22 protein-coding genes are annotated in these 20,235 nt (G+C 74.7%); 7 read left to right on the top strand and 15 right to left on the bottom strand.

Annotation, left to right across the window (positions count from 1 at the left end; genetic code table 11):
• The first annotated feature begins 81 nt into the window (after window positions 1-81).
• Together BJP25_RS05195 and soxR are read left to right on the top strand one after the other, a co-directional pair.
• Window positions 82-624 carry an RNA 2'-phosphotransferase gene (locus BJP25_RS05195; RefSeq protein WP_075973617.1) on the top strand — a complete coding sequence of 181 codons (543 nt, stop codon included), beginning with the start codon at window positions 82-84 and terminating at the stop codon, window positions 622-624.
• A gap of 102 nt (window positions 625-726) precedes the next feature.
• A complete protein-coding gene (soxR, locus tag BJP25_RS05190) occupies window positions 727-1,182 on the top strand; it encodes a redox-sensitive transcriptional activator SoxR (RefSeq protein ID WP_075973616.1) in 456 nt (151 codons plus the stop codon).
• 448 nt (window positions 1,183-1,630) lie between these two features.
• Here the strand turns inward: soxR and BJP25_RS34010 are convergent, their stop codons facing one another.
• The 6 genes from BJP25_RS34010 to BJP25_RS05165 all read right to left on the bottom strand — a co-directional run bounded on the left by BJP25_RS34010 (window position 1,631) and on the right by BJP25_RS05165 (window position 7,598).
• Entirely contained in the window at window positions 1,631-1,795 is a 165-nt protein-coding gene (locus BJP25_RS34010; RefSeq protein WP_158075599.1) for a hypothetical protein, read from the bottom strand.
• 13 nt (window positions 1,796-1,808) lie between these two features.
• On the bottom strand, window positions 1,809-2,435 hold the full coding sequence (hisB, locus tag BJP25_RS05185; protein ID WP_075973615.1) for an imidazoleglycerol-phosphate dehydratase HisB: 627 nt from the start codon (window positions 2,433-2,435) through the stop codon (window positions 1,809-1,811).
• Entirely contained in the window at window positions 2,432-3,535 is a 1,104-nt protein-coding gene (locus BJP25_RS05180; RefSeq protein WP_075973614.1) for a histidinol-phosphate transaminase, read from the bottom strand. Before BJP25_RS05180 ends, hisB begins: the two co-directional genes overlap by 4 nt.
• Window positions 3,532-4,854: a histidinol dehydrogenase gene (hisD, locus tag BJP25_RS05175; protein WP_075973613.1), complete on the bottom strand. Its 1,323-nt coding sequence runs from the start codon at window positions 4,852-4,854 to the stop codon at window positions 3,532-3,534. The genes BJP25_RS05180 and hisD overlap by 4 nt, the downstream gene beginning before the upstream one ends.
• Before the next feature lie 75 nt (window positions 4,855-4,929).
• On the bottom strand, window positions 4,930-6,138 hold the full coding sequence (locus BJP25_RS05170) for an aminotransferase class V-fold PLP-dependent enzyme (protein ID WP_332888625.1): 1,209 nt from the start codon (window positions 6,136-6,138) through the stop codon (window positions 4,930-4,932).
• Window positions 6,108-7,598: an ABC transporter substrate-binding protein gene (locus BJP25_RS05165; protein ID WP_075973612.1), complete on the bottom strand. Its 1,491-nt coding sequence runs from the start codon at window positions 7,596-7,598 to the stop codon at window positions 6,108-6,110. Before BJP25_RS05165 ends, BJP25_RS05170 begins: the two co-directional genes overlap by 31 nt.
• Before the next feature lie 43 nt (window positions 7,599-7,641).
• Here BJP25_RS05165 and BJP25_RS05160 point away from each other — a divergent pair, with 43 nt between their 5' ends.
• A complete protein-coding gene (locus BJP25_RS05160; protein ID WP_075973611.1) occupies window positions 7,642-8,415 on the top strand; it encodes a carbon-nitrogen hydrolase family protein in 774 nt (257 codons plus the stop codon).
• Window positions 8,416-8,425: 10 nt separating this feature from the next.
• Here the strand turns inward: BJP25_RS05160 and BJP25_RS05155 are convergent, their stop codons facing one another.
• Window positions 8,426-9,250, bottom strand: coding sequence for an SDR family oxidoreductase (locus BJP25_RS05155; protein WP_075973610.1), 825 nt, complete (start codon window positions 9,248-9,250; stop codon window positions 8,426-8,428).
• Between the two features lie 153 nt (window positions 9,251-9,403).
• Here BJP25_RS05155 and BJP25_RS05150 point away from each other — a divergent pair, with 153 nt between their 5' ends.
• Window positions 9,404-9,847 carry a MerR family transcriptional regulator gene (locus tag BJP25_RS05150; protein ID WP_075973609.1) on the top strand — a complete coding sequence of 148 codons (444 nt, stop codon included), beginning with the start codon at window positions 9,404-9,406 and terminating at the stop codon, window positions 9,845-9,847.
• Here the strand turns inward: BJP25_RS05150 and BJP25_RS05145 are convergent.
• Complete coding sequence (locus BJP25_RS05145; RefSeq protein WP_075973608.1) at window positions 9,828-11,126, bottom strand: cytochrome P450; 1,299 nt, start codon at window positions 11,124-11,126, stop codon at window positions 9,828-9,830. The two genes, BJP25_RS05150 and BJP25_RS05145, sit on opposite strands and share 20 nt — an antisense overlap.
• A gap of 97 nt (window positions 11,127-11,223) precedes the next feature.
• On the opposite strand from BJP25_RS05145, the gene BJP25_RS05140 reads away from it, so the two are divergent.
• Window positions 11,224-11,802, top strand: coding sequence for a TetR/AcrR family transcriptional regulator (locus BJP25_RS05140; RefSeq protein WP_075973607.1), 579 nt, complete (start codon window positions 11,224-11,226; stop codon window positions 11,800-11,802).
• A 408-nt stretch (window positions 11,803-12,210) separates the two neighbouring features.
• Here BJP25_RS05140 and nadC read toward each other — a convergent pair whose 3' ends face one another.
• The 3 genes from nadC to nadA are packed head-to-tail and all read right to left on the bottom strand — an operon-like array spanning window position 12,211 to window position 15,661.
• Window positions 12,211-13,035 (bottom strand): carboxylating nicotinate-nucleotide diphosphorylase, encoded by an 825-nt coding sequence (gene nadC, locus BJP25_RS05135; RefSeq protein ID WP_075973606.1) that lies wholly within the window; start codon window positions 13,033-13,035, stop codon window positions 12,211-12,213.
• Complete coding sequence (locus tag BJP25_RS05130; RefSeq protein ID WP_075973605.1) at window positions 13,032-14,657, bottom strand: L-aspartate oxidase; 1,626 nt, start codon at window positions 14,655-14,657, stop codon at window positions 13,032-13,034. The genes nadC and BJP25_RS05130 overlap by 4 nt, the downstream gene beginning before the upstream one ends.
• Window positions 14,654-15,661 carry a quinolinate synthase NadA gene (gene nadA, locus BJP25_RS05125; RefSeq protein WP_075973604.1) on the bottom strand — a complete coding sequence of 336 codons (1,008 nt, stop codon included), beginning with the start codon at window positions 15,659-15,661 and terminating at the stop codon, window positions 14,654-14,656. The genes BJP25_RS05130 and nadA overlap by 4 nt, the downstream gene beginning before the upstream one ends.
• A gap of 59 nt (window positions 15,662-15,720) precedes the next feature.
• On the opposite strand from nadA, the gene BJP25_RS05120 reads away from it, so the two are divergent.
• Window positions 15,721-16,422: an NUDIX hydrolase gene (locus tag BJP25_RS05120; protein ID WP_075973603.1), complete on the top strand. Its 702-nt coding sequence runs from the start codon at window positions 15,721-15,723 to the stop codon at window positions 16,420-16,422.
• Window positions 16,423-16,490: 68 nt separating this feature from the next.
• Window positions 16,491-17,168, top strand: coding sequence for an LON peptidase substrate-binding domain-containing protein (locus BJP25_RS05115; RefSeq protein ID WP_075973602.1), 678 nt, complete (start codon window positions 16,491-16,493; stop codon window positions 17,166-17,168).
• 105 nt (window positions 17,169-17,273) lie between these two features.
• On the opposite strand, the gene BJP25_RS05110 is transcribed toward BJP25_RS05115, so the two are convergent.
• The 4 genes from BJP25_RS05110 to bioD all read right to left on the bottom strand — a co-directional run bounded on the left by BJP25_RS05110 (window position 17,274) and on the right by bioD (window position 20,172).
• A complete protein-coding gene (locus BJP25_RS05110) occupies window positions 17,274-17,888 on the bottom strand; it encodes a DUF2567 domain-containing protein (RefSeq protein ID WP_233157917.1) in 615 nt (204 codons plus the stop codon).
• A 130-nt stretch (window positions 17,889-18,018) separates the two neighbouring features.
• Entirely contained in the window at window positions 18,019-18,222 is a 204-nt protein-coding gene (bsaP, locus tag BJP25_RS05105; RefSeq protein WP_075973601.1) for a biotin synthase auxiliary protein BsaP, read from the bottom strand.
• A gap of 67 nt (window positions 18,223-18,289) precedes the next feature.
• A complete protein-coding gene (gene bioB, locus BJP25_RS05100) occupies window positions 18,290-19,327 on the bottom strand; it encodes a biotin synthase BioB (protein ID WP_075973600.1) in 1,038 nt (345 codons plus the stop codon).
• Between the two features lie 131 nt (window positions 19,328-19,458).
• A complete protein-coding gene (gene bioD, locus BJP25_RS05095; RefSeq protein WP_075973599.1) occupies window positions 19,459-20,172 on the bottom strand; it encodes a dethiobiotin synthase in 714 nt (237 codons plus the stop codon).
• Between the last annotated feature and the right edge of the window lie 63 nt (window positions 20,173-20,235).

Raw genomic sequence — 20,235 nt, 5'->3', positions numbered from 1 at the left:
CCACCACCTTGCGACCTCCAGTGCGCTGGAGGTCAACTGCGTGGCGCCGGGGGGCCGCGGTGTGGTGGACTCGGCGGCGACATGGACGACAAGCAGATCACCCGCCGCTCGAAGCGGCTGGCGAAGGCGCTGCGCCACGACCCGGCGGGCGTGGGCCTGGAACTGGACCCGGCGGGCTGGGTGCCCGTCGCCGACGTGCTGCGCGCCCTGGGCCTGGACCGCGCCACCCTCGACGAGGTGGTCGCGACCAACAACAAGAAGCGCTTCGAGTACGACCCCGACGGCCTGCGCATCCGCGCCAGCCAGGGCCACACCGTCCCGGTCGACCTGGGCCTGACCCCCACCGCCCCGCCTGACGTGCTCTTCCACGGCACCGTCGCGGCGGCCCTGGGCGCCATCGCCGTCGAGGGCATCAGACCCATGTCCCGCCACCACGTGCACCTGTCCCCCACCCGCGACACCGCCACCGCCGTCGGCGCCCGCCGCGGCAAGCCGGTCGTCCTGGAAGTCCGCGCCGCCGCCATGGCCGCCGAGGGCCACCAGTTCTTCCGCACCGCCAACGGCGTGTGGCTCACCGACGAGGTCCCCCCGCGGTACTTCGACCTACCTGGAGGTCACCGCTAGGCCGCGTTCCGCGGCCCGCCACCACCACTGGCGAGCTGCCGCCCCCTCGCGCGGGAGAAGCCCTGGCCCACCCACCCCCGGACCGGAGGTAGTCTCGGCGGGGTGTCCAAGCTGCCCGAGGTGCTGACCATCGGCGAGGTCGCCGACCGCAGCGGTGTCCCCCACACGGCCCTGCGCTTCTACGAGGAGCGCGGCCTCATCCACTCGGTCCGCACCGCGGGCAACCAGCGCCGCTACCCCCGGGCCGTCCTGCGCAGGCTCGCCTTCATCCGCACCGCCCAGCGCGTCGGCCTCTCCCTGGAGGAGATCCGCGACGCCCTCGCCACCCTCCCCGACCAGCGCACCCCCACCAAGTCCGACTGGCACCGCCTCTCCAAGACCTGGCGCGGAGAGCTCAACGCCCGCATCGAAGCCCTGAAGAAGCTCCGCGACAACCTGGAGTCCTGCATCGGCTGCGGCTGCCTCTCCCTCAAGTCCTGCCTCCTCGCCAACACCGACGACCGCCTGGCCCGCTTCGGCCCCGGCGCCCCGGGCCTGCGCACCACCGCGGAGGACTGACCCCCTTGGTGCAGCCGGTTGTCCACACCCCGCCAGGCTGTCCACAGCCACTTCCCCAGGACTCCCGTTCCGTCACCCCCCACCGGTAACGTTGAAAACAGGGGTCCCCTTGCCCGGGCTACCCCCGCGCCAGCCTGGGTCAAAGTGGCACGAGAAGGCACCAAGGCGACCACCCCCACAAGCCGAGCCCAGGCAGCGAGCACTGCCCGGTTGGGTGGATTCGCTTGGTCGGGGGTGACGATCATGTGCTACCCAAACGGGACGGGCGGGCGTCTTTTCAGCCCGCCTTTTCCCGCCCGACAGCACATGATCGTCATAGGGGCCCCGACCAAGCGGATCCACCCAACCGGGCCACCCACCCAAGCCCCCGCTGTTCAAGAGCCCCGCGCAGCGGAGAACCGGCGAAGCCGGCCAAGAGCCGAGCGCAGCGGAGGGCCGAGCGCAACGGTCAGGAAGAGGCGAACCACGCGACGGCACCGCCGGCGGCCAGGAGCGCCAAGACGCCCAGGACGGCGGCCGCGACCGTGGAGCTGTTCTTGTACGCGGAGTACGCCCCGCCGATGAGGATGCCCGCGAGGGCGGCGAGCAGGACGACGACGAACTCTGTGGGCACGGGGCCGCTCCTCCTACAGGGTGCCCTTGGTGGAGGGGATGCCGCCCACCCGGGGGTCTGGTTCGGTGGCCGCGCGCAGGGCCCTGGCGAAGGCCTTGTACTCGGCCTCGGTGATGTGGTGGGGGTCGCGGCCGTGGATGACCCGCAGGTGCAGGGCGATCTGGGCGTGGAAGGCGATGGACTCGAAGACGTGGCGGTTGAGGACCGTGGGGTAGTTGCCGCCGACGGTGAAGCCGACCATGACCTCGGGTTCGCCGACGTGGACGCAGTAGGGGCGGCCGGAGACGTCGACGGCGGCGTGGGCGAGGGTCTCGTCCATCGGGATCCAGCAGTCGCCGAAGCGGCGGATGCCGCGCTTGTCGCCGAGGGCCTGGCGCAGGGCCTGGCCGAGGACGATGGCGGTGTCCTCGACGGTGTGGTGGGCGTCGATCTCGACGTCGCCGGTGGCGCGGACGGTGAGGTCGAGGCTGCCGTGGCTGCCGAAGGCGGTGAGCATGTGGTCGAAGAAGGGGACGCCGGTGGCGACCTCGACCTGGCCGGTGCCGTCGAGGTCGACGCGCACGAGCACCGACGACTCGCGGGTGCTGCGCTCGACCTGGCCGACGCGGGCGGGCGAGTCCGGGGTGGACGGTGTGGTCACTGCACGACCTCCTTGGTGGCGGCCAGGAACGCGTCGTTCTCCTCGGGGGTGCCGATGGTGGCGCGCAGGTGGCCGGGGATGCCAACGTCGCGGATGAGCACGCCCCTGTCCAGGTAGGACTGCCAGGTGGCGGCCGGGTCGGCGAAGTGGCCGAACAGGACGAAGTTGGCGTCGCTGGGCACGACCCTGGCGCCGAGGCCGCGCAGCGCCTCGACGACCCGGTCGCGCTCCCCCGCGAGCCGGTGCACCGAGGCGAGGGTGCCCTCGGCGTGCCGGAGGGCGGCGCGGGCGGCGGCCTGGGTCAGCGACGACAGGTGGTAGGGCAGGCGCACCAGCAGCAGCGCGTCGACCACCGCGGGCGCGGCGGCGAGGTAGCCCAGCCGCCCGCCCGCGAAGGCGAACGCCTTGGACATGGTGCGGCTGACGATGACCTGCGTGGGGAACTCGTCGATGAGGTGCACGGCGCTGCGCTGCGGGGAGAACTCCGCGTACGCCTCGTCGACGACGACGATGCCCGGGGCCGCGGTGACGAGCGCGCGCAGGTCCTCCAGCGGGATCGACTGCCCCGTCGGGTTGTTGGGGCTGGTCACGAACACCACGTCGGGCTTGCGCCGCGCGAGTTCGGCCACGGCGGCGTCGACGTCGAGGGAGAAGTCCGCCCGGCGCGGGGTGGGCGCCCACTCGGTGCGGGTGCCCGCGGCGATGATCGGGTGCATCGAGTACGACGGCTCGAAGCCCAGCGCGGAGCGCCCCGGGCCGCCGAAGGCCTGCAGGATCTGCTGGAGCACCTCGTTGGACCCGTTGGCGGCCCACAGGTTCGCCGCGCCCAGCCCCAGCCCGGTGGCGCCGGACAGGTACGCCGCGAGGTCGGTGCGCAGGGCCACCGCGTCCCGGTCCGGGTAGCGGTGCAGGGTGGCGGCGATCTCCCGGGCGGCCTCCGCGATGTCCGCGACGAGCTCCGGCGGCGGCGGGTACGGGTTCTCGTTGGTGTTGAGCTGGTGCGGCACGTCCAGCTGCGGCGCCCCGTAGGGGGAGCGGCCGCGCAGGTCCTCGCGCAGCGGCAGGTCGGACAGGCGCGCGCCCGCGCCGGGGGTGCTCACGACCCGTCCCGGAAGCGCGCGGTGACCGCCTGCCCGTGCGCGGGCAGGTCCTCGGCGTCGGCGAGGGCGACGACGTGCCCGGCCACCTCGCGCAGCGCGTCGGCGGAGTAGTCGACGACGTGGATGCCGCGCAGGAAGGTCTGCACCGACAGCCCCGAGGAGTGCCGCGCGCAGCCGCCGGTGGGCAGCACGTGGTTGGAGCCCGCGCAGTAGTCGCCCAGCGACACCGGCGAGTACGCCCCGACGAACACCGCGCCCGCGTTGCGCACCCTGGCCGCGACGGCGCTCGCGTCCTCGGTCTGGATCTCCAGGTGCTCGGCGGCGTAGGCGTCGACCACGCGCAGGCCGTCGTCGAGGGAGGCGACGAGCACGGTGCGCGACTGCGGGCCGGACAGCGCCGTGGTGACCCGCTCGGTGTGCTTGGTGGCCTTGACCTGCCGCTCCAGCTCGGCGTCGACGGCGTCGGCGAGCTGCTCGGAGGTGGTGACGAGCACGCTGGCGGCCATCGGGTCGTGCTCGGCCTGGCTGATCAGGTCGGCGGCGACGTGCACCGGGTCGGCGGTGTGGTCGGCCAGGATGGCGATCTCGGTGGGGCCCGCCTCGGCGTCGATGCCGATCAGGCCGCGCAGCAGCCGCTTGGCGGCGGCGACGTAGATGTTGCCGGGGCCGGTGACCACGTCGACCGGCTCCAGCTCGCGGCCGTCGGTGTCGGTGCCGCCGTAGGCCAGCAGCGCCTGGGCCTGCGCGCCGCCGACCGCCCACACCTCGCTGACGCCCAGCAGCTCGGCCGCGGCGAGGATCGCCGGGTGCGGCTTGCCGCCGAACTCCGCCTGCGGGGGCGAGCACACGACCAGCGACCGCACGCCCGCGGCCTGCGCCGGGACGACGTTCATGACCACGCTGGAGGGGTAGACGGCCAGGCCGCCGGGGGCGTAGAGGCCGACCCGGTCGACCGGCACCCACCGCTCGGTGACGGTGCCGCCGGGCACGACCTGGGTGGTCTTGTCGACCCGCCGCTGGTCGGCGTGCACCAGCCGGGCGCGGGCGATGGACTCCTCCAGCGCCGCGCGGACCGCCGGGTCGAGGAAGGCCAGCGCCGAGGTCAGCTCGCCCGCGGGCACCCGCACGGTCTGCGGGCGCACCCCGTCGAACCGCTCGGTCAGCTCCAGGGCCGCCTCGACGCCCCTGGCCCGCACGTCCTCGACGATCGGCCGCACCAGATGCAGCGCCGCGTCCACGTCGACCTCGGCCCGCGGCAGCGCGTGGCGCAGTTCGGCGGTGGAGGGGGTCGCGGAGCGCAGGTCGGTACGCGAGAGCACGGGGGTCCTTCCGTGGTGGTTGACCCGTCCAGACTAGGGCGTCGGCCCGCCCACCCCCGCCCCCGGTGCCCCGGCTCACGCCAGCCGGGCCACCGCCGCCACCGCCGCGTCGACCTGCTCGGGGCTGACGAAGCAGTGCGGGGAGGCCCGCACCAGCTCGTCGAGGCCGCGTCGGGTCATGTCGAGCCGGGTGGACCCCAGCCTGCTGACGGTCGTGGTGACGCCCCGGGCGCGCAGCCCGTCGCGCACGGCGTCGGCGGCCACGCCGTCCACGGTGAAGGTGACGAGCCCGCTGCGCGTGGTGCCCAGGTCGCGCACCCGCACGCCCGGCACCGAGCGCAGCCCGGCCCGCAGCCGCTCGGCCCGGTCGGACACGGCGGCGGCGATCCGGTCGACGCCCAGGTCGAGGGCGTAGCGGGCGGCCGCGATGAACCCGAGCCTGCTCGCGGCGCTGTGCTCCCACAGCTCGAACACCCGCGCGTCGGCGCGCAGCTCGACCTGCGACGTCCCGGTCCACTCGCCGCTGTGCAGGTCGACCAGCCGGGGGCGCAGCCGGGCGCGGACGTGCTCGGGCACGACCAGCACCCCGGTACCCCGGGGCCCGCGCAGCCACTTGCGCCCGGTGGCGCTGAGCATGTCCACGCCCATCGCGCGCACGTCCAGCGGCAGCTGCCCGAGCGACTGGCAGGCGTCGAGCAGCACCAGCGCCCCCACCGCGTGCGCGGCGTCGACGACCTCGCGGACGGGGTTGACCAGGCCGCCGTTGGTGGGCACGTGCACCAGCGACACGAGCTTGACCCGCTCGTCGAGCAGCCCGGTCAGCGCGTCCACGTCCACCGCGCCGGTGCCGTCGGAGGGCACCGCCTCGACGGTGAACCCGGTGCGCTCGGCCAGGGTCAGCAGCGGGATGGCGTTGCCCGCGTACTCGGCCTCGGTGACCAGCACCCGGTCGCCCGCGGCCAGCGGCACCGAGTCGACGGCGGTGAGCCAGGAGCGGGTGGCGCTCTCGGTGAAGGCGACGTCGCCGGGCACGCAGCCCAGCAGCTCCGCGACCACCCCGTAGCCCGCCTCCAGGTCGTCGAGGCGCTCGTCGTGCGCCCGGTACCCGCCCACCTCGGCCTCGCGGCGCAGGTGCGCGTGCACGACGTCGAGCACCGGGGTGGGCGGCAGCGAGGAGCCCGCGCTGTCGAGGAAGACGTGGTCGAGGCAGCCGGGGGTGTCCGCGCGCAGCCGGTCGAGGTCGAGCGGCCCGGTCACCGGGGCGTCCAGGTCGCCAGGTTCCACCACGGCCCCCAGGTCTGGTCGGTGCCGGTCGCGTCCACGACCGGCCGGTAGCCGGTCCAGTTCTGCCGCAGGACGTAGGTGTGGTCGACCTGGGCCAGCACCACCAGCGTCGGGTCCACCGCGTACGCGCGCTGGGCGGCGCGGGCCTCCACGGCCCGCTGCGCCGGGTCGGTGGCCGCGTCGGCCGAGGCCAGCGCCTGGGCGACGGCCCCGGTGAACCGCGGGCGCAGGTCGCCGACGGTGCGGAACGGGTCGCCGAAGGAGGTGACCGAGGGGGTCTGCGCGGCCTGGGCCGCCGCCGGGGTGGGCGTGACCTCGACACCGATGGCCCCGACCTGCTTGGCGAAGGCGGTCACCAGGTCGCGGTCGACCTGGTCGCGCTGGTCGTAGGACACCGGGAAGGCCAGCCGCTGCCCGGCCCTGGCCCGGGTGCCGTCCGCGCCGACGACCCAGCCCGCGGCGTCGAGCAGCTGGTTGGCCGCGGCGACGTCGCGGGTGAGCGCGGCGGTGGGCTCGACCAGCTCCGCGACCTGCGGCGGCACCGGCAGCGAGGCGACCTCGCCCTTGCCGCGCAGCGCGTCGCGCACCAGCGCCTCGCGGTCCACCGCGAGGTTGAGCGCCTTGCGCACGGCCGGGTCGGCGGCCACCGGGGAGCCGGTCAGCGCGACGGCCCGCAGGTCGGTGCTGCCGTGCTCGACCACGGCCAGCCCGTCGGCGGTCTCGAACCCCTCGGCGAGGGCGGGCGGCAGCACGGTGCCGTCCAGCTCGCCCGCGCGCATGGCCTCGGCCCGGGTGTCGTCGTCGGGCAGGAACCGGATCGTCACCTTGGTGATGGCGGGCGGCCCGGCGAAGTAGGCCTGGTTCGCCACCAGCTCCAACCGGTCCTGGCGCACCCACGACGCCACCTTGTACGGACCGGTCCCGACGAGCTGGCCCTGCGCGTCGGTGGCGACGACGCCGAGGGTGAGCAGGTCGGGGAAGTCGGGGTCCGGGCGCACGAGGTCGAACCGCACGGTGGTCTTGTCCACGGCCTGCACCCCGGCCAGCACCTCGTACTCCGCGCGCAGCGGCGAGGTCTGCTCCAGCACGCTGCGGTAGGTGGCCACCACGGCGGTCGAGTCGAACCCGCTGCCGTCGGTGAAGCTGACGTCGTTGCGCAGCGCCACCGTCCACGACCGGCCGTCGGCGGCGGGCACCGGGGCGGCCGCGGCCAGGGTCGGCTTGAGCCCGCCGTCGGGCTGGTGCTCGACCAGCCCGTCGTAGACCAGCGCCGCGCCGTGCGGCGCGTACCCCTGCCGGGGGTCGAGCGTGGCAGGCTCGGTGGTGGTGCCGAGGATCAGCGAGGTCCCGCCGGGGTCGCCCGACGCGGGCCTGCTCGGCTCCCCGGTGCACCCGGGCAGCAGCGCGACGGCGGCGAGCACCGCGGCGACGCGGCCGCGGTGCGAAGGTGGGAACGGCACGAGGCCCGAGGGTAGTCGGGCCCCGAGGAGGAGGGTGTGCGGATTGCGTACCGCGCTCTGCCAGATCAGCTCGACGACCGACCCGGCCGAGAACCTGGAGCGGGTCCGCGCCGGGGTGCGCGCCGCCGCCGGGGCGGGGGCGGACCTGGTCGTGTTCCCGGAGGCCACCCAGTGCCGCTTCGGCGTCCCGCTGGGCCCGGTGGCCGAACCCCTCGACGGCCCGTGGGCCACCGCGGTCGCCGAGGCCGCCGACGCCGCGGGGGTCGTCGTGGTGGCGGGCATGTTCACCCCCGCGGGAGACCGGGTGCGCAACACCCTGCTGGTCACCGGCCGCGGGCAGCACCGGGGCTACGACAAGATCCACCTGTTCGACGCCTTCGGGTTCGAGGAGTCGCGCACCGTCGCCCCCGGCACCGAGCTGGTCTCGGTCGAGGTGGACGGCGTCGTGGTCGGCATCACCACCTGCTACGACGTCCGCTTCCCCGAGCTGTACCGGGCGCTGGCCGCGGGCGGCGCGCACGCCATCGTCGTCGCCGCGTCCTGGGGCTCCGGGCCGGGCAAGGTCGAGCAGTGGGAACTGCTCGTGCGCGCGAGGGCCCTGGACTCGACCGCCTGGGTCCTGGCCTGCGGGCAGGCCTTCTCCGACCTGGAGAGCAAGGCCCCGCTGGGCGTCGGCCACAGCGTCGTCGCCTCCCCCACCGGGGCCGTCGTGGCCGCCCTCGGGCCCGAGCCGGACATGCTGCTGTGGGACGTCGACACCGACGTGGTGGCCAGGACCCGCGAGGCCTTGCCCGTCCTGGCCAACCGCCGGCTCTGAGCGAGCGGGCTCAGCCCGCCGCGACCGAGCGGGCGACCCGCTCGTGGGCCTCGTGCTCGGCCAGCCGGGCGCGCAGGTCGGCGCGGACGTCGTCGTAGGTGTCCTGGCCCAGCGGCAGGCGCAGCGGGGTCTCACCGCTGTCGACCAGCTCGACCATGGCGCGGGCGATCTTCGCCGGGTCGTTGGGCAGGGCGAACGCGCCGGAGGCCAGCGCGCGGCGGGTGTCGCCCGCGGGGGTGGCGTCGTACTCGGGCATGGCGGGGGCGGTGGCCAGGCCGGTGCCGAAGCCGGTGGGGGTCGCGCCGGGTTCGACGATCGTCAGGTGGATGCCGAACGGGCGGACCTCGGCGGCGACGGTCTGGCAGAAGCCCTCGATGCCCCACTTCGACGCGTGGTAGTAGGCGAAGTTCGGGTACGTCGTCTGCCCGCCCGCGGTGGACACCTGGAGGATGCGGCCCGACCCCTGGGCCCGCAGGTGCGGCAGCGCGGCGCGCACGACGTGGATGGAGCCGAGCAGGTTCGTCTCGACCACCGCGCGCACCTGCTCGTCGGTGGCCTCCTCCACGGAGGCGAACACCCCGTACCCGGCGTTGTTCACGATGACGTCGATGGTGCCCAGCTCGGCGAACGCCTCGTCGACCACCGCGCGCACCCGGTCGGTGTCGGTGACGTCCAGCTGCCGCACCCACAGCCGGTCGCCGTACCCGGTGAGGTCGTCCAGCGCCTCCGGCCTGCGCAGGGTGGCGGCGACCCGGTCGCCGCGCTCCAGCAGCTGCTCGGTCAGCAGCCTGCCGAAGCCCGAGGACGTCCCGGTGATGAACCACGTGGTGCTCACTGTCCAGCCTTTCGTCGACAACGCCGCCGACGCTAGGAGTTGGAGCCGCCTCTAGGTCAAGCGCGCCCAGGGCCGGGGTTCGCGATTCCCACCGCCACCAGGGCGAGCGCTCAGGCGCGGCCACCTCGTGCGGCACGGCCTACGCTGGGGGGCATGACAGCTGCACCGAGCACGGCGCTGACCATCGGTGAGGTCAGCGAGATGACCGGACTGTCGACGCACACGCTGCGCTTCTACGAGAAGGAGGGCCTGTTCGTCGGGCCCGTCGAGCGCAACTCCGCCGGGCGCCGTGTGTTCGGGGAGGAGGAGGTCGCCTGGCTGCGGGTGTGCACGCGGCTGCGGTCCTCGGGCATGTCGCTGGCCGACATCCGCCGCTACGCCGAGCTGGCGCGGGCGGGCGCGGGCAACGAGCGGGAGCGCTTCGAGATCCTGCGCGCGCACGAGGCGAAGGTGGTGCGGCAGATGGCCGAGCTGCAGGACGCCCTCGACGTCATCCGCTGGAAGGTCGAGACCTACGAGCGCCACCTCGCCGCCGGGTCCGCCGACACCCTCTGGCGCGGCGGACCCGAGTGCGCGGTCACCGACGGCGGGCGATGACCCGGGCACCCCGGCGCGGCACCTGGGTGATGTTGCGGGCCTGCTGGGGTTCCGGCGCGCCCACCGGCTCCAGGTCGTAGCGCAGCAGGATCGCGCGCAGGATGATCCCGGCCTCCTGCAAGGAGAACCCGGCGCCGATGCAGCGCCGCACCCCGCCGCCGAACGGGATCCACGTGCCCGACTCCATCGAGGCGCCGATGAACCGCTCCGGCCGGAACGCCCGCGGGTCGGGGTGGTGCTCGGGGTCGTCCTGCACCAGGCCGATGCACGGGGAGATGACCGTGCCCGCGGGGATGCGGTGGCCCGCGATCACCTGCGGCTCGGTGATCCGGCGGCCAACGCCGTAGATCACCGGGCGGCTGCGCATCGCCTCCTTGGTGACCGCCTGCAGGTACTCGTGGTCCTCGGCGTCGGCCGCGGCTTGCGCCTTGCGCAGCACGTCCGGGTTGCGCGAGAGCTCGTGCAGCGACCACGCCAGCGCGGTCGCGGTCGTCTCGTGACCGGCGAGCAGCAGGGTCATCATGTGGTCGCGCAGTTCCACCGCGCGCGCGTCCGGGTCGGCCTTGAGCAACCGGGAAAGCACGTCGTTGCGGTCGGTGAGGTCCGCGCCGCGGCGTTCGGCGATCTCCTCGTAGAGCAGGGCGTCGGCCGCCTTGAGGTTCTCGACGTTGCGCTTCCACGGCCAGACGTGCTTGAGCTTCGGGAAGCTCCAGCCGAGCACGTCGATCGGACCGATGTCGGTGACCTTGTTGATGAGCGGGCGCAGCGCGGCCAGCCGCTCGCCCTCGGCCATGCCGAACACCACCCGCAGGATGATCTCCAGCGTCACCGCGTTCATGCTCGCGTGCGTCCGGAAGGGACGGTCGAGCGGCCAGCGGGACACCTCGGCCTCGGCCAGCTCGGCCATCATGTCCGCGTACCCGCGCAGCGCGGCGCCGTTGAAGGCGGGCATCAAGCGCTTGCGCGCGGCCAGGTGCGCGTCCTCGTCGAGGATCAGCAGGGACTCCTGGCCCATCACCGGCGCGAGGATCGCGTTGCCCTCACCGGCGTGGTAGACCTCCGGCGCGCCCGCGAACACCGCGCGGATGTCCTCCGGCCTGCTGATGGTCACCACCGTGCGCCCGCCCGCGAGCCGCACGGTGAACGCGTCGCCGTAGCGCCGCCGCCAGCGCGGCGACACCCGGGCGCGCGAGCGCAGGAACAGCGCGGTCTGGGCGACCTTGGGCAGCCGGGGCCCGGGCGGCAGGCCCTCGACGGGCGTGCGGACGTCGGCGGTCAACGGGGCCTCCCGTGGTCTCGGTCACCCTGACCCCCGATTTATACATCCGTATAGATGGCTGGGGCAACCGGATGGACGGGGCAACTACGATCCACGGGTGGGACATCGCGAACTGCTCCTCACCGCCGCCCGCCGCCTGCTGGAGGACAAGGGCTACGCGCACATCACCGCCCGCGACCTGGTGGCCGCCTCGGGCACGAACCTGGCCTCCATCGGCTACCACTTCGGCTCCAAGAACGGCCTGCTCAACGCCGCCCTCGGCGCCGTGTTCGAGGAGTGGACCGACGCGCTGGCCGAGGTCGCCCTGGCCGACCCGGCCAGCTCCCCGGTCGAGCGGGCCCACCTGACCTGGGCCACCGTCCTGCGCCACCTCGCCGACAAGCGCGCCCTGCTGCTCAGCTTCGTCGAGGCCCTCGCCCAGGCCGAGCGCGACCCCGCCCTCCGCGAGCAGCTCGCCGCCCTCCAGCACCGCACCCGCACCCGCATCGCCACCATCGTCGCCTCGTCCTACCCCGACGACGTCTCCCCCGAGGACCCCCGCTGCACCGCGGTCGCGGGCTTCATCCTCGCCGTCTGCGACGGCCTGGCCCTCCAGTGGCTCCTCGACCCCACCCGCTCCCCCAGCCCCGACCACCTCCTGTCCGGCCTGGCCGACCTCCTCTCCGCCTCCCGCTAGGCCGTGTCCCACCCCCGGCCGCTTGTCCCACCCGAGGCAACCTGGCACGACGACGAACGAGCTGAGGCCGCCCTCGTGCGGAACACGCCCGAGCCGCAGTTGTCCACAGGTGCCACCAGACGGCCGGGAACTGTCGCCCCACGCCGGTAACGTTGAAAACAGGGGTCCCCTCGGGCGGGGTACCCGAGCGGGAGCCTTGGTTCCCAAGGCACGCAAGGGTTCCCAAGGCACGCAAGGGGTATCGGACGCGCCGCCAACACGGGCGGCGACGGTGTTCGCGGCGAGGACGGTGGCCGCGCAGGTGACGGCAGCGGGCGGCGGTTGCGCAGGTTGGCCCGGCGGGGTGAGCCGGGACGGCGAAGCCGACCGTGGTGCCGGATCCCCTCAGCCCGGCACCACGGCGGGCGCTCAGCGCAGGTCCATGCCCAGGTCCAGCGCGGGGGACGAGTGCGTCAACCCGCCCACCGCCAGGAAGTGCACGCCCGTCTCCGCGTAGGCGCGGGCCACGTCCAGCGTCAGCCCGCCCGAGGCCTCCAGGCGGGTGGGGGTGCCCGAGGCGCGGCGGACGGCTTCCGCGCAGTCGGCGACGGTGAAGTTGTCCAGCAGGACCAGGTCGGCGTTCTCGGAGAGGGCTTCGTCGAGCTGGGCGAGGGTGTCGACCTCGACCTCGCAGGGCAGGTCGGGGGCGTGGGTGCGGGCGGCGGCGAGGGCCTTGGCGACGCCGCCCGCGGCGAGGACGTGGTTGTCCTTGATGAGGACGGCGTCGCCCAGGGCCATGCGGTGGTTGGTGCCGCCGCCGCTGCGGACGGCCTGCTTCTCCAGGGCGCGCAGGCCGGGCAGGGTCTTGCGGGAGTCGCGGATGCGGGTGCCGGTGCCCTCGACGGCGCGGACCCAGGCGCGGGTGGCGGTGGCGACGCCCGAGAGGTGGCAGAGGAAGTTGAGGGCGGTGCGCTCGGCCGTCAGCAGCGAGCGCGTCGCGCCGCGCACGACCAGCGCGGGCACGCCCGGCTCCAGGTCGGCGCCGTCCTCCAGGGAGGACAGCACCTCCACCGACGGCAGCACCCGGGTGAACACCTCGCGCGCGACGTCCACGCCCGCGAGGACGCCGGGCTTGCGCGGGGTCAGTTCCGCCACCGCGACCGCGTCCTCCGGGACGGTGGCCACCGTGGTGGCGTCGGGGCCGCAGGCCAGGTCCTCGGCCAGGGCGATGCCGATGATGTCGTGGGTGGTCACGCCACTCCTCGCAGTTCTGCCGGGTAGAGCGGGACGGGCTGGCCGGACGGGGTCATGCGCAGCACCGTCGGGTGGGTCCAGGCCCGGTCGTCGCGCTCGGGGAAGTCGGTGCGCACGTGGCAGCCGCGGGACTCGGTGCGGGTGGCGGCCGCGGCGAGCAGCGCGCGGGCCACCAGGGTCAGCGCCGCGTCCTCCACCGCCGCGCGGGTGTCGAGCACCCGGTTCGCCGTCGTCACGTCCAGCACCGAGCCGACGATCGCCAGGCCCTCGGCCTCGCGCCCGATCGCGGCGTAGCGCGACATCACCCGCTGCAGGGAGTCGCGGTCGGCCACCGGCGCGGACGGCAGGTCGGGCACGACCGCCAGCCGCGCGTCGGCCAGCCTGCCGCCGCGCAGGTCGGCCGCCACCGCCTCGGCGGAGCGGGCGCCCACGACCAGGCCCTCCAGCAGGCTGTTGGAGGCCAGCCGGTTCGCCCCGTGCAGGCCCGTCCTGGCGACCTCGCCCGCGGCGTAGAGGCCGGGGACGGCCGTGCGACCGTCCACATCGGTCACCACGCCGCCGCAGGAGAAGTGCGCCGCCGGGGCCACCGGGATCGGCTCGACCGCCGGGTCCACCCCGGCCGCCAGGCACGCGGCCAGCACGGTCGGGAAGCGGGTGCGGAACGCCTCGGCGCCCAGGTGGGTGGCGTCGAGGAAGACGTGGTCGTCCACGCCGCCGCGGCCGCGCGCCATGTGCCGGGTGATCGCGGCGGCCACGACGTCGCGCGGGGCCAGGTCGGCCAGCGGGTGCACGCCCGCCATCACCCGGGCGCCGGTCGCGTCGACCAGGACGGCGCCCTCGCCGCGCACCGCCTCGGTGACCAGCGGGCAGCGGCCGCGCGCGCCCTCGCCGGTGTAGAGCACCGTGGGGTGGAACTGCACGAACTCCAGGTCCGCCACGGGGGCGCCCGCGCGCAGCGCCAGCGCCAGGCCGTCCCCGGTGGCCACCTCCGGGTTGGACGTGGCCTGGTAGAGCTGCCCGAGCCCACCGGTGGCCAGCAGCACGGCCGGGGCGGTGATCACACCCGGGACACCCCGGTCGTCGAGCACCTGCACGCCCGCCACGGCGCCCGAGGGGGTCCGCAGCGCCTGGACGGCGACGTGCTGCTCCAGCACGGCGACGCGCCCGTCGCGCGCGGCGGTCACCAGGGCGCGCTCCACCTCGGCACCCGTGGCGTCGCCGCCTGCGTGCACCACGCGGAACGCGCTGTGCCCGCCCTCGCGGGTGCGGGCGAGCCGCCCGTCCGGCCGGGCGTCGAAGACGGCGCCCAGCGCGCGCAGCGCCGTGACCGCCTCCGGCCCACCGCCGACGATCGCGCGGACGGCGGCCTCGTCGCACAGGCCCGCGCCCGCGGTGAGGGTGTCGGTGATGTGCGCCTGCACCGAGTCGCCCTCGTCGTGCTGGTCGGGCAGGACGACGGCGACGCCGCCCTGCGCCCAGCGGGTGTTGCCGTCGTCGACCTCGCCCTTGGTGACCACCAGGACCCGCAGGCCGAGCGACTGGGCCCGTAACGCCGCGGTCAACCCGGCGACACCGCTGCCGACAACGACCAGGTCGGCCCCGGCCGCCCAGCGCGCGCTCACTCGCCACCGCCGGGGTTGCCGATCTCGACCATGCGCTGCACGGCGCCGCGGGCGCGGGCGGCGGTCTCGGGGTCGACGTGGACCTCGTCGCGGTTCTCCCGCAGCGCGCGCAGCAGGGCCGCCGGGGTGATCATCTTCATGTAGCCGCACGAGGCGCGGTCGTTGACCGCCTTGAACTCGATGCCCGGGGCGGCCTGGCGCAGCTGGTGCAGCATGCCGACCTCGGTGGCGACCAGGACGGACTTGGCCTTGGTCGCCTTGGCCTGGGCCACCATGTCGCCGGTGGAGAGGATCTTGACCTGCTCGCTGGGCACGATGCCCTCGCCCGCGAGGTAGAGCGCGGAGGTCGCGCAGCCGCACTCGGGGTGGATGAACAGGTCGGCGTCGGGGTTGGCCGCGGCGCGCTCGGCCAGCTCGGGGCCGTTGATGCCCGCGTGCACGTGGCACTCCCCCGCCCAGATGTGGATGTTGTCCCGCCCGGTTTCGCGCCGCACGTGCGCGCCGAGGAACTGGTCCGGGCAGAACAGCACCTCCCGGTCGGCCGGGATGGAGGCCACCACGTCCACGGCGTTGGAGGAGGTGCAGCAGATGTCGGTCTCGGCCTTCACCTCGGCGGTGGTGTTGACGTAGGAGACCACGACCGCGCCGGGGTGCTCGGCCTTCCAGGCGCGCAGCTGGGCGCCGGTGATCGAGTCCGCCAGCGAGCAGCCCGCCCGCGCGTCGGGGATGAGCACCGTCTTGTCCGGGGCGAGGATCTTCGCCGTCTCGGCCATGAAGTGCACGCCGCAGAAGACGATCGTCGACGCCTCGCTGGCGGCGGCGATCCGGCTCAGCGCCAGGGAGTCGCCGGTGTGGTCGGCGATGTCCTGGATCTCCGGCAGCTGGTAGTTGTGCGCGAGCAGCACGGCGTCGCGCTCGTCGACCAGCCGCCGCACCTCGTCCCGCCACGCGGCGTCCGCCACCACCCCGCCCAGGGGGGTCAGGTCGATCAGCTCCGCGGTCATGGGGTCCTCCTCAGATGTCCGATTTCCGCTCCCGAGGTTTTCGCCTTAGGATCGAAAACATGACGGATGGTATCACCGCACCCGGCCCGATCCGCCACGAAGTGCTGGCCGCGGTGCTGCGGGTGAGGCAGGGATCACTCCAGGTGCTGCTCTGGGAGCGGGCCCGCGAACCGCACGCGCACAGGTGGTCACTGCCCGGAGGCGCGCTCGGCGTCGGCGAGGGCGTGGAGGCCTCCATCCGCCGCCAGCTCGCCGAGAAGGTCGACCTCGGCCAGGTCTCGCACGTCGAGCAGCTCGCCGTCTTCAGCGCCCCGGACCGGATGCCCGGCGACCGGGTCATCGCCAGCGCGTTCCTGTGCCTGGTCCCCGAGCACCTCGACCCCGAGGTGCCCGCCGACACCGGCTGGCACCCGGTGGAGTCCCCTCCGGACACCGCCTTCGACCACGGCGCGATCGTGCTGCGCGCCCGCGACCGGCTGCGCGCCAAGCTGTCCTACACGAACATCGGCTTCGCCCTCGCGCCACCGGAGTTCACCATCTCCGCACTGCGCGAGATCTACTCCGGCGCGCTGGGCCACCGGGTCTCGGCGACCAACCTGCAGCGCGTGCTGTCCCGCCGCGGCCTGCTCGAACCCACCGGCCGCACCACGAAACCGGGGCGCTCCGGCGGCCGCCCCGCCGCGGAGTTCCGCTTCGCGCAGGACAGCGTCGCCGTCACCGACGCCTTCGCCGTGCTCCGGCCGCCCGCGGCGCCGCGCTGAGCGCGCGGGCATCGGCCGGACGCCGCAATCAACCGGCGGGGCGCGGCGCTTCGTCGTAGCGTGGTCGGGTGGCTGATTCGCTTCCGCTGTTCCCGCTTCGGGCGGTGCTGCTTCCCGGAGCGAACCTCCCCCTGCACATCTTCGAACCGCGCTACCGCCAGCTGACCGCGGACCTGATGAGCGGCGCCCTGCCGGACCGCCGGTTCGGGGTCATCGCGCTCAAGCCGTCCATGGAGCGGGAGGTCACCTCGGTCGAGCAGCTCACCGCCATCGGGTGCTCGGCGGTGCTGCGCCACGTCGACCCGCTGCCCGACGGCCGGTTCGACATCATCACCACCGGGGAGCGCCGGTTCCGCCTGCTGGCGCTGGACTCCACCAGCGCGCCCTACCTGATGGGCGAGGTGGAGTGGGTGCCCGACGCCGAGCAGGCGCTCGCGGCGGAGTCGGTGTCGATGCTGGCCGAGTCGGCCCGCTCGGCGCACCGCCGCTACTGCACGGCGGCCTGGCGCACCGAGGACTGGTCCGAGCCCGCCGACGACACCGAGACCCGCGAACTGGCGCACGCGCTCGCCGCGGACTGCCTGCTCAGCGTGGAGGACCGCCAGGAGTTGCTGGAAGAGGTGCGCCCCCTGCACCGCCTGCGGCTGGTCGGCCGCCTGCTCAACCGCGAAGCGGGCTTCCTGACAGCGCTGCGGGCCGTCCCCGCCCCACCGTCCCACTTCAGCGAGCCCATCTGCCTGAACTAGGCGACGGGCAGGGCTCTCAGGTCGCGCCTCGGAAGAGGGTCGGCGTCAGCACGTTGTCGTTGTGCCGGGTTGCCGCGTGGGACGGGTGGGGTGGTGCGACAAGGCCTAGCCCAGGCGGCGGCCCAGGTCGTCGAGGCCGTTCCAGGCGGCGGCGAAGGTGTAGGTGAGGGCGGCGGCGAAGGGCCAGGCGACCCACAGCCAGGGGCTCTCCAGCCGCGGCGCCAGGGTCAGCACGTCGCCCACCTGCGGGGCGGACGCGGCGGCGTAGTGCGCGTCCGCCCACGCCGGGCCCACCCGGGTCGCCAGCCAGGCGGCCAGCGCCGAGCCCAGCACGAGCGCGACCAGGAACACCGGGCCACGCCGCTCGCGCAGCGCCCACACCGCCGAGCCCGACACCAACCCGGCGCCGAGCGTCATGAGCACGAACAGCACCAGGTCGTCGTAGCGGTGGTAGCTCTCCGCGCGCAGCGGCGCCAACTGGTTGCCGTCGACGACCTGCACCAACTCGCCGGGGGCCAAGCGCGACCACGCGAACGCCAAGGCGACCCCGCACACCGCCAGGGCGCCCAGCACCCCGACCGCGGGCAGCAGGTCGCGCTTGACGACCGCCTTGGGCTTGCGCCGGTGCGTCCAGCCGCCGGTGAGCACGGGCGGCTGGTAGTCGGGGGTGCTGGCCGTTGGGGTGTCGGCGGTGGGGGTGTCCACAGCGTCGTCCGCCACGCGGCCCGCCCTTCGGTCCCGGCCGCCCCGGTGGTCGGCCCCGGGTCCGAGACTAGGCCATGTTCAACAACCCGCCACCCGCCCCCAGGGGGCACCGCCCCGACCCGGCGGTGCCCCCGGGGGACGGCCCCTAGTCGGTGAGCGCGGCGGCGGGTCCGCTGGTCAGCGCGCCGTGCCTGCTGCACAGCGCCGACCAGCCGGTCGGGGTGACCTGGACGACCATCCGGCGGGCGCACTCGGCGCAGAAGCGCGGGGGCTCCAGCGCGGCCCGGGCGCCCGAGCACGGGCCGTGGTCGCCCGTGCCCGCCGCGCCGCCGCAGTGCACGCAGTACACCGTCGTTCCTCCTGCCGCGTCAGCTGGTGTCGCTGTCAGCTGGTGTCGCTGTCTGATCGTGCCGCTGTCAGATCGTGTCGCTGATGGCCTTGATGGGCATCTTCAGGTCGGCCAGCATGTCGAGGTCCTGCTGGGCGGGGCGGCCCAGGTTGGTCAGGTAGTTGCCGACGATGATGGCGTTGATGCCGCCCAGCATCCCCTGCTCGGCGCCCAGGTCGCCCAGGGTCAGCTCGCGCCCGCCCGCGAACCGCAGCATCGTGCGCGGCATGGCCAGGCGGAACGCCGCGACCAGCTTGAGCGCCTCGCGGCCCTCGATCGGGGTGTACTCGGCGTAGGGGGTGCCCGGCTGCGGGATGAGGAAGTTCATCGGCACCTCGTCCGGGCGCAGCTCGGCCAGCTGCACGGCGAACTCCGCGCGCTGCTCCGGCGTCTCGCCCATGCCCAGGATGCCGCCGGAGCAGACCTCCATGCCCGCCTCGCGCACCATCCGCAGGGTGTCCCAGCGCTCCTCCCAGGAGTGCGTGGTCACCACGTTCGGGAAGTGCGAGCGCGCGGTCTCGAGGTTGTGGTTGTAGCGGTGCACGCCCATCGCGACCAGCTCGTCGACCTGCTCCTGGGTGAGCATGCCCAGCGAGCAGGCGATCTGGATGTCGTTGCCGGAGTCGCGGATGGCCTTGATGCCGTCGCGCACCTGCGACAGCAGCCGCTGGTCCGGGCCGCGCACGGCCGCGACGATGCAGAACTCGGTGGCGCCGGTGGCCGCGGTCTGCCGGGCGGCCTCGACCAGGCCGGGGATGTCCAGCCAGGCCGAGCGCACCGGGGTGGGGAAGCGGCCCGACTGCGAGCAGAAGTGGCAGTCCTCGGGGCAGCCGCCGGTCTTGAGGCTGACGATGCCCTCGACCTCGACCTCCGGGCCGCACCAGCGCATGCGCACCTCGTGGGCCAGGGCGAGCAGGTCCTCCAGCCGGTCGTCGCCCAGGTGCAGCACGGCCAGCACCTGCTCCTCGGTCAGGCCCTCCCCGCGGTCGAGGACCCGCTCGCGGGCCACGGCGAGGATGTCGCCTGCGGTGTCGGCCTCGTGGGTGCGCTCGGCGGCAGCCGTCACGGTGTTCCTCCTCGAACCGGCGCCCCGCTGCGAGCCGGGGCACCCTGTGCGGTACGTGTCCGAGGGGACAGTGTGCCGCATGCCCGGCGCCGCACGGCGCGAGCAATCTCACGCACCGGGCATCCGCCCGGTCACCCGGCGCGCGCGGCGAACTCCTTGGCGTCGAACTCCCCACCCAGGCTCGGGTCCAGCCACCGCCACGCCGCGGCGGTGAACGCGGCCCGGTCCAGCGACCCGACGCCCTGCGGGACCACCCCGACCAGCGGGGCGCCGGTGACCAGCGGCAGGTCGTCGAGGTTGCACCGCGCGGCCAGGTCCGGCTCGGCGGGCCAGGCGCCCACGACCACGCCCGCGCAGGCCACGCCGCGGGTGCGCAGCGCCTCGGCGGTGAGCGCGGCGGTGTTGAGCACGCCCAGCCCCGCCGAGGCCACCACCAGCACCGGGGCGCCCAGCGCCCACGCCACGTCGGCCAGCGTCCCGCCGTCCGGGTCGAACCGCACCAGCAGCCCGCCCGCGCCCTCGACCAGCACGAGGTCGTGGGTCTGGGCCAGCTCCGAGGCGGCCGCGGCCACCTCCGAGGGCCGCACCGGCGGCATGCCGACGCGCCGGGCGGCGGTCTCCGGGGCCAGCGGGTCGGGGTAGCGGCGCAGCTCCGCCGTGGTCACCCCGCCCGCCAGCGCCGCCACCGCGGCCAGGTCGCCCGGCTCCCCCACCGCCACCCCGGTCTGCGCGGGCTTGAGCACGGCCACCCGCTGCCCGGCGGCCAGGGCCAGGGCGGCGACCGCGGCGGTGACGACCGTCTTGCCCACGTCGGTGCCGGTCCCGCTGATCACGAGCACGCTCACGGGGTAGCAGGCTAGGCCGTGTTTTGCGCCTGCCGCCACCCGCCCCCTCGTCCCGGCGGGCGA

It is taken from the genome of Actinokineospora bangkokensis (genome assembly GCF_001940455.1).
In the GTDB taxonomy this organism is placed as follows: domain Bacteria; phylum Actinomycetota; class Actinomycetes; order Mycobacteriales; family Pseudonocardiaceae; genus Actinokineospora; species Actinokineospora bangkokensis.
This window is presented reverse-complemented; position numbering and strand designations above follow the sequence as displayed.

What these genes read in the sequence shown, in the direction of transcription:
- BJP25_RS05195 (WP_075973617.1), top strand. Translation starts at nt 82, where the DNA reads ATGGACGACAAGCAGATCACCCGCCGCTCGAAGCGGCTGGCGAAGGCG.
- BJP25_RS05150 (WP_075973609.1), top strand. Translation starts at nt 9,404, where the DNA reads ATGACAGCTGCACCGAGCACGGCGCTGACCATCGGTGAGGTCAGCGAG.
- nadA (WP_075973604.1), bottom strand. Translation starts at nt 15,661, where the DNA reads ATGACCGCGGAGCTGATCGACCTGACCCCCCTGGGCGGGGTGGTGGCG.
- BJP25_RS05120 (WP_075973603.1), top strand. Translation starts at nt 15,721, where the DNA reads ATGACGGATGGTATCACCGCACCCGGCCCGATCCGCCACGAAGTGCTG.